Origin of the sequence: Spongiactinospora sp. TRM90649 (assembly GCF_029382225.1) — a bacterium.
Taxonomy (GTDB): domain Bacteria; phylum Actinomycetota; class Actinomycetes; order Streptosporangiales; family Streptosporangiaceae; genus Spongiactinospora.
Window position 1 is genome coordinate 120,570 of sequence record NZ_JARLTC010000032.1, and the last position, 12,990, is coordinate 133,559.

Consider the following 12,990-nt stretch of genomic DNA (forward strand, 5'->3'; position numbering starts at 1 on the left):
CCCCGTCAAGCTGAGTCAAGGCATGGCTGATCGTCTCGGATTCATGGGACCAACCACGCCGTACGGTCGTCAATGGCGACGCGTAACCCCAGGACATGGTTTACCGGATCGACCGCCGCAGCGTAGTGTGATCCCCCACATACCCTACGAAGATCTTACAAGAGTGTCATATCTCCACTCTAGGGCGGGGTTAAGGTCGCCGGAGCCATGCCCTTCTGGACGGACCGGAGCTAGGTGCTAGCGCTCACCCTCCTGCAACGTGTCCTGTTGAGTCGGGGTGGAGGAGGTCTCGGACGGCTCGGGAGTCGCGGTGTCCGGCGGGTCCACAGGGGGTTCCGGCGCCTCGACATCCTGGCCCCGCCAGGAGATCGCGCAGTTCGCGGCGCCGCCGTTCGACCTGATCGTGACGCGTCCGGTGCCCGGCTCGCCGGGGTCGTGGACGGTCACCCAGACACCGGCGCTCGCGCCGGGGCGCAGCCGTCCGGAACGTGAGGAAAGTCCCATCGGACCGGAGACCGTCGCGCTCCACGACACCGCCTTGCCGCGCGCGGCGAACTGGATCAGCCCCGCGCCGGACCGCCCGAGATCGCCGGGGCAGGAGACGGAGAGCCGCGCGGAGGCCCCGGGGGCCGGGCGCCGCGAGGGGGAGGGGCGGGCCACGGCCTGCCGGGTCGTCCGCTCAGGGCCGGAGGTCGCGCTGGGCGTAGGCGGCGTGCCGGTCGAGGCGGCGGGGGCGGGCGCCGGTGATTCCGCCGGCTCGTCCTCGAAAAACCCCTCCGGCGTCTCCTCGGCCCCGGTGGGCTCGGGGCCGGGGGTGAAGACGACGGGTCCCTCGGGACTGGGCGCGGCCTGAAGGCCGTCCGTCCCGCCCCCGCCACCGGCCGCGATCACCGCTCCGGTCGCGGCCAGCACGCACACCGCCGCCGTGACGACGGGGGCCAGCCGGCGCGGCCTGCGGCGTGAGCGGCGCTCGGCGGCCACCGGGAACCCGGCCGCGTCGAGCCGCTCGGTGCGCTGGGCGATCAGTGTCCTGGTCTGCTCGCGTTCGGGGTTGACGCAGGTGTCGATCACCCGGCGGCGCAGCGAGAGCGGCGGGAAGGCGATCGGGATCAGTTCGAGCAGCCGCTCGGCGGAGACGTGCCGGTGCCGCAGCTCGGTGCAGACCTCGCAGCCGCCGATGTGGCCGGACAGCCGCTTGCGGAGCATCGCGGGCAGCGGCCCCTCCAGGGAGTCCACCATCGCCGACAGGTCGGGGCAGTGCGCCCTGCCGATCCTGGGGAGGACCACCGCGGCGGCGGCGAGCTCCAGGTGCTCGCGGGCGCGGGCGAGCCGGGCGCCGGTCTGCCGGGAGGTGAGGCCGAGCACGGAGGCGGTCTCGGCCTCGGTCAGCTCGTGCCGTACGGCGAGTTCGAGCACCTTGCGCTCGCCGCCGCTCATCTCGCCGAGCACCTCATGGACCAGGTCGGTCAGCTCGGGGTCGGCGGGCTCCTCGTAGTCCTCGTAGTCCCCGTAACCGTCGTAGTCCTGGTACTGGTCGTCGTGGGCCTCGGGGACCGGCGCGCTCAGCGGCGAGGCACCGCCCCGCCCGCGCCCGCGCGCGGTGCACTGGAAGCGCGTCAGCGCGTACAGCCACGCCCGCAGCCGCCCGGCGTCTCCCAGCCGGCCCACCGACCCGTGCGCGGTGACCAGCGCGTCGTGGACGGCGTCGGCCGCCGCCTCGGGGTCGGGCAGGTGGGAGCACGCGTAGTCGTTGAGTCGTTCGGCGTACGCGTCGTAGAGACTGGCGGGCGCGTGTGCGTCCACGCGCCGCAGCGCCTCGACCAGTAGGTGGTCGTCGGCGCGGCCGGTGTTCGGCCATCCGGACACGAATCTTCCTCCCCGCGGGACGGGCTCGTTCGCGGGTGTCGATCACCTGCCCGCGCCAGGGCCCCACGCGCGTAGGACGCCTGTCTGCCGGGAGTTGGTTGTCGTAAAGGGCGGTGTATGGCCTAGACATACCAAGTAGGCATATTTCATGCAGATCTTGGGGCTATCGCCTACGCGGTCAGCCGTCGCAGTTCGGCGCGCACAGGCGGCGCTTCATTCCCTCCAGGAAGATCTCACGCACCTGCATCACGTCCTTGGCGATGAACAGCTCGCCCCCGGTGGCCGAGGCGAGGGCCTGCATGCTCCGCCTGCCCTTGGGCGCGTCCGGACCGAAGGCGATGATCAGGATGTTGACCGGCTTGGCCGGGTCGTAGCGGTCCTTGAGCCGCTTGACGACCTCCGCGTCGGACAGCCCGCCGTCGGGGTCGTCGTTGCCCGCCCCGTCGGTGAGGACCAGGATCGTGTTGATCTTGTCGGCCTGGTAGTCCTCGGTCATCCGCTCGTAGGCGGCGTCGATGGTGTCGTTGAGCCCGGTGTCGCCGGTCGGCTTGGCGCGCACCCCGGCCAGGTGCCGGGCCAGCACGTTCTTGCGGAGCACTCCGCCGATCTTCTCGGTGAGCGGGCCGACGGGCACCGTCTCGCGGTAGTCGGTGCCCCGGCCGTTCATGTGGGTGGAGAACTCCCAAAAGCCGATCTCGCTGTCCGGCGGGAAGAGGCGCAGCCCTTCCACGCCGATCCGGGAGATGACCCGCATCCGGTCCATGCCCGCGCGGGGCACCGGCAGGGCCATGGTCCCCGACACGTCGTACAGGGCCAGCATGCGGGTACCCAGGTTGAGCCGCGACCAGGACTGGGCCAGCGCGGCGACGGCCTTGGCGTCAGGGGTGGCCAGGGCGCGCGGCGGTTTGGCGGCGAAGCCCGCGCCGGACGACAGGGCCTCGCCGCCCGCGCCGTCCGGGGTGCGGAAGCCGTGCTCGCGCAGCACCGTCCGGGCACGCTCGCGGCCCAGTTCGGCGGCGAACCCCCGGGCCGCCGTGGCGACGGCGTCATCGGCCGTGGTGACCACCGCCGGGTAGTCCAGGCTGATCGTTCCCTCGCGCGGATAGAGGGGCGCCACCGGGTCGGCCGACCCCTTCGCGGCGTTGTGCCGCCAGATCCCCTGCTCGGAGGCCACGCCGACGGGGACTTTCCGGGACTTGACGTCGAGGCTGGACAGCAGCGCCTCGGGCGACCCGGCCAGCGATCGGGAGAGCTGCTTGAGCGCGCCGATGAGCTGGTCCTCCTGACCGCCCGCGCGCAGCACCCCGGCGGCGGCCAGGGCCGCGCCCAGCCCGACGGCGCTCCGGCGCGGGTCGAGGGTCAGCACCCGCACGCGACCGGCCCCGCCGTCGGGGTCGGCGGCGTTCGCCGCCTCGGCCAGCTTGGCCCAGCTCGGCTCGCCCAGGCTCTCGCGCAGCCCGGACGCCGCCGACCGGGTGGCGGCCAGCACGATCGGCGAGCGGGCGACGGTCGCCGCCACGGCGGGCGGCTTACCGCCCGGCCTCACCCGGCCGAGCCACATCTCGGAGTCGGGGATCCACAGGTCCACCTCGGTACGGCCCGCCGTCGCGCCGCTGCCCGCGAGCGCGTTCGCCACGCCGGGGGAGTCCTGCGCCTGCACGCCGACCCGCACGCACCGGTCGCCGGACTTGTGCCGGGCGGCGTTGTACTCCTCGGCGATGGCCGTGACCGCGGGCTGGATGTCCGGGGCCGCCACCACCCGTACGGCCAGCTCGCCCCCCGCGCACTGCCGGTCGCGGTTGACGATCACGAACGCGGCGACGCCCAGCAGGACGGCCAGCGCGACCGCTCCCGCCAGTGGTACGAGCACCTGGCCCGTCCTCGCGCGACGGCGCGGCGGCCGGTACCCGTAGCCGCCGTCGCCGGAGTCGTCTGTGCGGTGACGTCCGCCCACGATGTCCTCTTCTGCCGGTCGGTGGATGCGGGGGGTCACCCTATCTAGAGACAGGCCGCAATGTTCCTAGAACGATACTTGGTGCGCTTAGAGTGGCAAAACGGGTCTTTTGGGGCGGGAAACAGCGGTCAGTGGCGGCAGAGCCGGCCGTGCCACGCTCGCCGTCCCTCGCGCACCGCCACCGCCGCGAGCGTGAGCGCGACCAGCGGGTCCACCCACCACCAGCCCGCCGTGTTGAGCCACAGCCCGGCCAGCACACCGCCCGCGAGCGCCGCGCACAGCAGGTTCTGGGTGCCCTCGCCCGCCGTGGCCGCCGAGGACAGCCGCGCCCCCAGGCGACGCTTCGCCAGCCCCAGCGCGGGCATGCTCACCAGGCTCACCGAGGTCACCACGATGCCCAGGAGGGTCGGCGTGGACCTGTGGCCCGCCCCGAGGTCGTAGATGACGTGCGCCACCAGATACGGCGCGAGCAGCCAGAAGGACACCGCCACGGCGGCGGTCGCCCGCCGTTCGGCGTGCGGGCTGTACGTGCGCGCCCCGGTGAACCGCCACACCACGATCAGGCTGGCCAGCGCCTCGACCAGGGCCGACAGGCCCCAGCCGATCAGCGCCACCGAGTGCGCGGAGAACCCGGCGGCGAGCCCGAGGCAGCTCTCCAGGCCCAACCAGGCCAGCGTCAGCGTGGAGAGCCGCCGGGCCGCGCGGGCGTCGCGCGCCCAGGCGGCGGCCCCGCCCTCGCGTGAGGCTGCTGACGCGGCCGGGAGCGAGCGAACACGCTGGTCAGGCACCGTGACCTCCCGTCATCCGCTCCCGGCCGCCGACAGCGCTACGTACCCTACCCAGCGCATAGGGTCACTGGTTCCAGTGCGCGCAAAGAAGCGGTTAGGCGCTGACCCGTTTCCTCCGGGGGCCCATGGGAGGATACGAAGGTGATCGAGATCGTGGAGGTGACCGACCCGGCGGACCCCCGGCTGGCCGACTACACCCGGCTGCGCGACGTCGAACTGCGCAAGAGCCTGGAGGCCGAGCACGGTCTGTTCATCGCCGAGGGTGAGAAGGTCATCCGCCGCGCGATCGCCACCGGTCACCCCGTCAGGTCCGTGCTCACCACCCGGCGCAGGCTCGACGCCCTGGCCGACGTCCTCGGCGGCGCGACCGTGTTCGTGGCGGCCGACGACGTCATCCGAGACGTCGCCGGGTTCCAGGTGCACCGGGGCGCCCTCGCCGCCATGCGGCGCCTGCCCCCGCTCCCGCTCGCCGACCTGCTCGCCGGGCCGTCCCCCCGGCGGATCATGGTCCTGGAGGACCTGGTCGACCACGGCAACGTCGGGGCCATCTTCCGCTCGGCCGCCGCGCTGGGCGTGGACGGCATCGCCCTGTCGCCCCGCTGCGCCGACCCCCTCTACCGCCGCGCGGTGAAGGTCTCGATGGGCGCGGTGTTCTCGATCCCCTACGCGCGGATGGGCGAGTGGTACGAAGGGCTGTCCCGGCTGCGCGAGGCGGGCTACCGCACGCTCGCCCTGACGCCCGACCAGAAGGCCACGCCCCTCTCCGGCGTCGAGCCCACCGGCCGGATGGCGCTGCTGCTGGGCTCGGAGGGCGACGGCCTGTCGTCGCGCTGGCTGGAGGAGGCCGACGAGGCGGTGTGCATCCCGATGAGCCCGTCGGCGATGGCCGCGGGCGTCGACTCGCTGAACGTCGTGGCCGCGGCGGCCGTCGCCGCCCACGACCTGGTGCGACACACCGCCGCCCAGCGGTAACGGGCTGCGAAGTTACACTGAAGGTTCGGAGACAAGGGGGGATCCGGATGGGCAACGTGGTTGATTACATTCGCGTCGAGTCGCTGGACCGCCAGGCCCAGCACCTGACCCAGGCCGAGCTCGACCTCCTCGCGGACCTGCTCGCCGCACGGCCCGCCGACGGTGAGTCCTAGGCGGACGCCACCGCCACCGGAGCGGGTGGTGCCGCTGGACGAGGCCGGTCGCCGGGCCGACGCGGCGGTGGCCGCGCTGGGGCTGCGGGCCGAACTCCGCGACGCGGGCGGCGGCCGCGATCCGACCGCCTGGTGGTGCGCGCTTGCCGACGGCGGCGTTCCGGTCGCGTGCGGAATGGGAAAGGGCGGGCCAGGGGAGGCCCGGGTGGGGGCGGTCTTCGAAGCCGTCGAGCACTATCTGACGGGTCCCGCCCGGTTCGATCCGGCCGCTGTCGAGCGGGCCCCGCCCGCCCGGATCGCCGCGGGTCCGCTGCGTGCGGAGGCGTGCGCGCCGCTGCTGGCCGCGACGCCCGGCCGCGAGATGGCCTGCCTGCCCTACCGCTCGCTCGACGGCGGGCGCACCACGCTGGTGCCGCTGTTCCTGTTCGCGCCCTGGTATGTCGAAGAAGGCGCCACGGGGGAGCGGGAGCGGGCGGGTGACGACTGCGACTACTCCCACCTGCGGCGCTACAGCTGCAACAGCGGCTCGGCCGTCGGCGTCACCGCCGCCGAGGCGCTGTTGCACGCGCTCAACGAGGCGATCGAGCGCGACGCCCTCTCACTGCTCCTGGTGCGGGCCTTCCTGGGGGGTCGCGGCCCCCTGCCCCGGCCGATCGACCCGCGCACGCTTCCGCCCGGCCCGGCCGCCGCGTACGCGGCGGCGGCTGAGGTGACCGGCTCGCCGGTATGGCTGCTGGACATCACCTCCGACCTGGGCGTGCCGGCCATGCTCGCCTACACGCCTCCCGCCGGGGACCGCCCGCATCGGCGCGGCGCCGGTACGTCGCTGAGCCCGGCCCACGCCGCGTGGCGGGCGCTCACCGAACTGGTGCAGGTCACGCTGGGGGAGAGCCTGATCGAAGGCCCGGCCTCCACACGGGGCGATCTCGGCGGGCTGGCGGCCCATCCCGCGTTGCACGCGTGCGGGCGGTTCGACCTCACCGCATACCTGGCCGGGGTGCCCGCGACTCCCTTTCCCGGCGAGCCCGCGCCGCCGGGATCGCCTGCCGAACAGGCCCGGAAGATCGCCGCGCTGCTGGCGGCGCGGGGCCGTACGGTCTACCGCCGTACGGCGTGCGCACTCCCCGGCGAGGTCACCGCCGTCCACGTGATCGTGCCGGGTCTGGAGCGGTTCATGGTCGTCACCGACGGTAATCTCGTGCTCCCCGGGCGTAGGGGGATGGACGCGGTGAATTTTACGGTCCGCCGTCATTGCAGGTCGGCCCATTAATCGGCGGTCACTCTTGGTCTGCACATAATGGCCTTATGTCTGGACAACATGGATGGCGAAGTCCCCGGACCAGAGCCTCCGTGATCCTGGGCCTACTGCTCCTGGCCCTGTCCACCGCGTTCCTGTTGATCGCCCAGCGGCTGCGGGGGAACCTGGGCGCGGGCACGACCGGAGTGACGGCCGGGCTCGGCTCACTGGTCACGGCCGTCGGCGGCGCGGTGGCGCTCGGCAACGGCCTGCTGCGATATCTGACCTGGTGGCACAGGCGCGGTGCGCCTGCTGCCGCCCCCAGTTCCGAGGACATCGGCCGGGCCAAGGACATCCTGGCGGGCCTGGTGACCCAGCAGTGGCGCGACGAGACCGTGCTGCGCTCGCTGTGCGACCCGGAGCCCATGCCGCTGCCCTGGCGCTCGACCGGGCGCCGCGAGCTGGCCGACCATCCCGAGATCATCGCCGAGGGCGCGGTGGCCTTTCCCGGCCTGGACGTCCACATCGAGGACATGGCACGCAAGTTTCGCGGGCTGCGCTGCCGCCGCCTGGTCATTCTGGGCGGTCCAGGCAGCGGCAAGACGACCCTGGCCGTGCAGCTGATGCTCGAACTGCTGCGCACTCGGGAGCCGGAGGAACAGGTCCCGGTGCTGCTGTCGGCCGGGCGCTGGGACGACCGCGCCCACCCACGGCTGAACGACTGGCTGGTGGCGACGCTGGCCGCGGACTACCCGGCGCTGCGCGCCGAGAGACTGGGCCAGGCCATCCCGGAGGCGTTGGTGGCGCGAGGCGAGGTGCTCCCCGTCATCGACGGAGTGGACGAACTGCCGGACGGCGTGCGCGCGAACCTGCTCAACGCGCTGAACCGCTCCATGCACGAGACCGACCAGCTCATCCTCACCTGCCGCACGGCGCAGTTCGCCGAGTCCGTCGAGTCGATCGGCGACGTCCTCACCGCGGCGGCGGTCATCGAGCCGCAGCCGATGACCCCGGACGCGGTGGCCGAGTACCTGCGGGCCTGCCTGCCCCCGGTGGCGTCCCCCACCTGGCCCCGGGTCCTCGTGGCGCTGCGCGCCGGGGCCGTGCCGGCCCTGGCCGAGGTCACCTCGACGTCGCTGGGGCTCTGGCTGGTCCGCGCCACCTACATCGCGCCCAGAGAGGATCCCGCGCCGCTGCTGGAACTCGGCCGGGGCAGTGCCGCCGACCTGCACGACCATCTGTGCGACCGGCTCATCCCCGCCCTGGTCGGCGCCCGGCCGCCCGCCGACGGCCCGACCCAGCCCTTCCGCCCGCAGCACGCGTGGCCCGCCGAGCACGTCGGGCGCTGGCTCACCTACCTGTCCCGCCAGCTCGTCCAGAGTGAGGACGACCCCCGCGACATGGCGTGGTGGCACCTGGCCCGCTACACGCCCAGCCGTCCGGTGCGGGTGGTGACCGGCATCACGATCGGGATCCTGGTCGGCATGACCTTCGCGTTACTGACCGGCGAGCCCGTCACCGGCCTCCCGCTCGGCTTGCTGGCCGCGGTCGTGGTGATGGTCATGATCGGATCCTGGTTCACCGAGTCGCCCGGCCACGCCGACTTCCAGCTCAGGGGCAGGGCGTCGGCCCTGCTGCGGGTGCTGCGCGACGGCCTGATCGTCGGCGCGCTGGGGGCAGTCATCGGCTGGATGATGGCCTACCAGGTGGGCGGGGCGCAGGCGGCCGTGGCGGGCGCGAGGGAGATCGGCCTGTTGTCCGGCATCGGCTTCGTCGTGGTGCTCAGCCTGATCCGCTGGGTCGAGCACCCCACCACCGAGGCGACCGCGCGCTCGCCCCGTTCGACGCTGCGAGCCGACCGGAACCTGACCGTGATCCGGACCGTCAGCGGGCTCGTGGTCGGCCTCATGTTCGGATACATCGGGCAGAAGGCGCAGCTCGCGCCGAGTGTGGCGATCGTCGGCGGACTCGTGCTCGGCCTCCTGTTCGGGCTCATGCTCGGCAGTCACCACGCCTGGCTGGCCTACACGCTGACCGTTCCCCGCCTGGCCACCCGGGGGCGGCTGCCGCTGCGGGCCATGGGCTTCCTGGAGGACGCCCACCGGCTGGGCCTGCTGCGCGCGGAGGGCCCGTACTACCAGTTCCGGCACATCGAGCTGCAGGAGCACCTCGCGCGGGGACGGCGGGCCGCGAACGACCCGCGTCCATGAGCGGGACGCCGGGGCCGCACATGAGAAGGCCGCCCCCGGCAGGCGGGGGCGGCCTCGTCACCGGCGGGGGTCACCGCCGGGTCGTCACTGCGGGATCAGCGTCCCTGGAGCCCTCTGACGTTGTCGCCGAAGCTCCAGTTCCTGGAACCGTCCCAGTTGATGGACCAGGTCATCAGGCCCTTGAGCTGGCCGCCGAAGGCGTTCCACGCCTGGCTGACGAGTCCGGGGCTCATGTAGCCGCCACCGGCGCCCGGCTGGGCGGGCAGGCCGGGGACCTGCTTGTCGTAGGGCACCTTGATCGTGGTGCCCTGGATGACCAGGCCGTTGTTGAGGCAGGTGGTCTGGGCGGTGAAGCCCTGCACGGTGCCGGCCGAGTAGGAGTCGCCGGAGCAGCCGTACATGCTGCCGTTGTAGTACTGCATGTTCAGCCACCACAGGCGGCCGTTGTCCGCGTACTTCTTGATGATCGGCAGGTACGCGCCCCAGATGGAGCCGTAGACCACGCTGCCGCCGGTCACGTAGGCGGTCTCGGGCGCCATGGTGAGCCCGAAGTTGGACGGCATCTGGGCGAGCACGCCGTCGATGATGCGCATCAGGTTCGACTGGGAGGCGGAGGGCTGGTTGATGTTGCCACTGCCGGCGAGCCCGGTCTCGATGTCGATGTCGATGCCGTCGAAGTTGTACCGCTTCAGGATCGGCACGACGGTGGCGACGAAGCGGTCGGCGACCGTGCTGGAGCTGAGGTCGATGCCCGCGGTCGCGCCGCCGATGGACATCAGGATCGTCGCGCCCGCGGCCTTCGCCGCGCACATCTCGGCCGGGGTCGAGACCTTGACGGTGTTGTCCATGCCGTCCTCCCACAGCACGGTGCCGTCGGAGCGGATGACCGGGAACGCGGCGTTGATCACGTTGTAGCCGTGCTGCTTGATACGCGGGTCGTTGATCGGGGTCCAGCCGAACGGCGGGTGGACACCGTTGATCGCACCGTCCCAGTTCTCCCAGTAGCCCTGGATGACCTTGCCGGCCGGGCGGCCCTTGACCGCGCAGGTCGCATCGCCGGTGGGGGTCACGGTGGGCGTGACCGTCGGTGTCACGGTGGGGGTGACGGTGGGCGTCACCGTGGGCGTGACCGTGGGGGTGACGGTGGGCGTGACGGTCGGGGTGGGGCCGCCGGGGCCGTCGAGGCTGACGTCGTCGGCGTAGTAGGTGCCCTGGCCGTACCAGCCGTGCAGGAACACCACGGCGGTCGTCTGGTTCGCCGTCGTGGTGAAGGGGATGCTGATCTGCGTGTACGACGTGGACGAGGAGGCCCAGCGGGACGAGCCGCCGTTCACACCAAGGTAGACGTAGCTGCCCCGGACCCAGGCCGACAGGGTGTAGGCGGTGCTGGGCCGCACGGACACCGTCTGGGTGCACTGGGCGTTGTCGGAGCCGCTGGCCGCGCCCGCCAGGGCACCGGAGCCGCTGCGGACCGGGCTGGAGACCACCGAGCCGAGACCACCGGTACAGGTCCACGGAGAGATGCCGCCGGCCTCGAAGCCGGGGTTCTGGAGGATGTTCGCGGCCTGGGCGGAGGAGGATTGGTTGACGAGGACGACTGTGGCGAGCAGCAGTGACGCCGCCACCGCCAGCCACCGGAAGATTCGCTTCATTTGGGGGGTTGCCCTTCTGACGCCCGCGTGGGGATGAGGGGGTGGGCGTCTACGGCGCGGCGGGGGGTTTGAACGCCGCGGTGATGGGGGCGTGCGCGCAGCGGGATTCGCGGGGTGCCGGGGGGAATCGGTCAGGGGCGGGGTCCATGCAGGGTCCGTTTCCGGCGATGCGGGTCACCGCACCGCCTTGCCCGTCATCCGGCTCCGCGCGCCGCTGCGGTGCCTTGTGGGTCTCCGGCGGGGCCGGGATGCCGGAACCGGGTCAGCCCCGGGTGTCGATCCAGACGGCCACCGTCGTGTGCGCGGTGATTCGGGTGAGTGAGGTCTGTCCCGCCGGGACCCAGGGGCCCTCGATGGGGATGAGACCGACCTCCGGGAGGAAGTGCCTTTGCAGAACGTGGATGCGATGCTCGCCGGTGCCGCTCGCGCAGTAGCTGCTCGCCTGCATGCCGCCGATCTGGTAGCTGCAGCCGGTGGGCGCGGCGGACGCGCTCGTCGCGCCGCCGATCAGGGCACCGGCGCCGAGTAAGACGACGGTGGACGCGGTGGATAACCACTTCCTGGCGTTCATGGGGACTCCCGTGGGCGTCACTCGTTTTCTTTAGGAAACTTTCCTAAAGATAGGAGGACGATCACGGACCGTCAATAGGCGCTTCACAGTAGCGGTTCGGAGGCGTATTCCAGAAGAGTCCGGGCCGTCGTGAAGCGGCGGGAGGCCTGCGTGTCGCCCAGTACCGCGCCCACCAGCAGACGGCCGTCGCGCTCGGCGGCGAAGAGCAGGCAGTAGCGGGCGGCCCTGGTGTATCCGGTCTTGACGCCGAGCGCGCCCCGGGTGGAGCCCAGCAGCTCGTTGGTGTTGCGCCAGGTGTGCGCGCCGTGCACGGAGGTCCTGCGCACGGTGTGCCGCCTGGTGGCGGAGATCTGCCGCAAGACCGGGTCGCGCAGCGCGGTCGCGGCCAGGCGCACCTGGTCCGCGGCGGTGGAGTGGCCGCCCTGGGCGGGGGACGGCAGGCCGTCCGCGTTCGTGTAGCGGGTGTCGCGCAGCCCGAGCGAGCGCGCCGCCGCGTTCATCTTGGCCGCGAACGCGCGGTCGCCCGGCCCGTAGCGGCGGGCCAGCGCGTGGGCGGCGTCGGCCCCCGACGGCAGCATCAGCGCGTACAGCAGGTCGCGCACGGTGAACCGCTCGCCCTTGCGCAGCGCCGCGGTCGTGGCCCCGTTGGAGAGCGCGTGGCGGACGTCGGCCGAGGTGATCGTCACGACGTCACCGAGCCCGCCCTCGCGCAGCACCACGTAGGCGGTCATGACCTTGGCCAGGCTCGCCACCGGCATCCGGCGAGTCGCCTGCTTGGAGTAGTGCACGGTGCCCGCCGAGACGTCGACCAGATAGGCGGCCCGGGCCGTCACGGCGGGCGCGCGCCGCACCGTGGACGGCGCGGCCGCGACCGGGGTCACCTCGGCGGGCGGAGGCGGCGGAGCCGCCGCGATCGTGGTCGCGGCCAGCGCCGCGGTGCTGATGAGAAGTCGGAAGCCCCCGTTGCTCATGCGGTCATAGTGGCATGCGCGCGGAGGCGGGGGGCTTCGCTTCCGCATCAGCGTGGCGACGCCTGCGGCGGCGCGCCAGTACCAGGGCGGCTACCGCCGCCGGCACGACCAGGGCGGCTCCCGCCGCCGCGAGCGGGGAGTGCGCGGCCAGTTCGAACCAGCCCCACAGCACCGTGTAGAGGCCGAACATGGTGACCGGCACCCAGGTCAGGCAGCCGAGCGCGCTGGCCGCCGCGTACCACGGATAGGTGACGCGGAGCACGCCCGCGACCCACGGCAGGGTGTGCCGCAGCACCGGCACCCAGAAGCACGCGTAGACCGCCAGCGCGCCCCAGCGGGCCACGACCCTCTCCACCGCCTCGATGCGGTGGCGGCCGATGCGCTCGCCGATCCTGGAGCCGTACAGCCGCTCGCCGAGCCTGCGGCCCACCCAGTAGTAGACCTGGAACGCTCCGAACAGCAACGCGCCGCCGCCGAGCGTGACCAGCCACAACGGCAGCCCGAAGACCGACGCCTCGGTGGGCGCGGGAATGAAGGACACCACCATGAGCCGCATGTCCCCCCTCGCCCCCCGCACCACCACCGGATATTAGGAC

General features: G+C 72.7%; 10 protein-coding genes. 3 read left to right on the plus strand and 7 right to left on the minus strand.

From position 1 onward, the window contains the following. Positions 1 to 237 precede the first annotated feature (237 nt). The 3 genes from P3X83_RS32095 to P3X83_RS32105 form a co-directional block, all read right to left on the minus strand. Positions 238 to 1,866 (minus strand): sigma-70 family RNA polymerase sigma factor, encoded by a 1,629-nt coding sequence (locus P3X83_RS32095; RefSeq protein WP_277309049.1) that lies wholly within the window; start codon positions 1,864 to 1,866, stop codon positions 238 to 240. Between the two features lie 178 nt (positions 1,867 to 2,044). After that, positions 2,045 to 3,736, minus strand: coding sequence for a substrate-binding domain-containing protein (locus tag P3X83_RS32100; RefSeq protein WP_277309050.1), 1,692 nt, complete (start codon positions 3,734 to 3,736; stop codon positions 2,045 to 2,047). A 212-nt stretch (positions 3,737 to 3,948) separates the two neighbouring features. Continuing rightward, positions 3,949 to 4,608 carry a hypothetical protein gene (locus tag P3X83_RS32105; RefSeq protein WP_277309051.1) on the minus strand — a complete coding sequence of 220 codons (660 nt, stop codon included), beginning with the start codon at positions 4,606 to 4,608 and terminating at the stop codon, positions 3,949 to 3,951. A 144-nt stretch (positions 4,609 to 4,752) separates the two neighbouring features. On the opposite strand from P3X83_RS32105, the gene P3X83_RS32110 reads away from it, so the two are divergent. From P3X83_RS32110 to P3X83_RS32120, 3 genes are all read left to right on the plus strand, one after another. Next, a complete protein-coding gene (locus tag P3X83_RS32110; RefSeq protein ID WP_277309087.1) occupies positions 4,753 to 5,580 on the plus strand; it encodes an RNA methyltransferase in 828 nt (275 codons plus the stop codon). A gap of 201 nt (positions 5,581 to 5,781) precedes the next feature. Beyond that, positions 5,782 to 7,023, plus strand: a complete 1,242-nt coding sequence (locus P3X83_RS32115) for a YcaO-like family protein (RefSeq protein ID WP_277309052.1) — start codon at positions 5,782 to 5,784, stop codon at positions 7,021 to 7,023. An 80-nt stretch (positions 7,024 to 7,103) separates the two neighbouring features. Beyond that, positions 7,104 to 9,200, plus strand: a complete 2,097-nt coding sequence (locus P3X83_RS32120; protein ID WP_277309053.1) for an NACHT domain-containing protein — start codon at positions 7,104 to 7,106, stop codon at positions 9,198 to 9,200. A 95-nt stretch (positions 9,201 to 9,295) separates the two neighbouring features. Here P3X83_RS32120 and P3X83_RS32125 read toward each other — a convergent pair whose 3' ends face one another. The 4 genes from P3X83_RS32125 to P3X83_RS32140 form a co-directional block, all read right to left on the minus strand. Beyond that, on the minus strand, positions 9,296 to 10,852 hold the full coding sequence (locus tag P3X83_RS32125; protein ID WP_277309054.1) for a glycosyl hydrolase family 18 protein: 1,557 nt from the start codon (positions 10,850 to 10,852) through the stop codon (positions 9,296 to 9,298). 262 nt (positions 10,853 to 11,114) lie between these two features. Continuing rightward, positions 11,115 to 11,423, minus strand: a complete 309-nt coding sequence (locus P3X83_RS32130) for a hypothetical protein (RefSeq protein ID WP_277309055.1) — start codon at positions 11,421 to 11,423, stop codon at positions 11,115 to 11,117. An 83-nt stretch (positions 11,424 to 11,506) separates the two neighbouring features. Then, positions 11,507 to 12,394, minus strand: coding sequence for a serine hydrolase (locus tag P3X83_RS32135; RefSeq protein ID WP_277309056.1), 888 nt, complete (start codon positions 12,392 to 12,394; stop codon positions 11,507 to 11,509). A 4-nt stretch (positions 12,395 to 12,398) separates the two neighbouring features. Next, the gene (locus P3X83_RS32140) at positions 12,399 to 12,950 is read right to left on the minus strand and encodes a VTT domain-containing protein (protein WP_277309057.1); all 552 of its coding nucleotides are present in this window, start codon (positions 12,948 to 12,950) and stop codon (positions 12,399 to 12,401) included. Between the last annotated feature and the right edge of the window lie 40 nt (positions 12,951 to 12,990).

Excerpts from the sequence above, each read along its gene's own strand:
- P3X83_RS32130 (WP_277309055.1), bottom strand. The coding sequence starts at position 11,423 with ATGAACGCCAGGAAGTGGTTATCCACCGCGTCCACCGTCGTCTTACTC.
- P3X83_RS32135 (WP_277309056.1), bottom strand. The coding sequence starts at position 12,394 with ATGAGCAACGGGGGCTTCCGACTTCTCATCAGCACCGCGGCGCTGGCC.
- P3X83_RS32125 (WP_277309054.1), bottom strand. The coding sequence starts at position 10,852 with ATGAAGCGAATCTTCCGGTGGCTGGCGGTGGCGGCGTCACTGCTGCTC.
- P3X83_RS32140 (WP_277309057.1), bottom strand. The coding sequence starts at position 12,950 with ATGCGGCTCATGGTGGTGTCCTTCATTCCCGCGCCCACCGAGGCGTCG.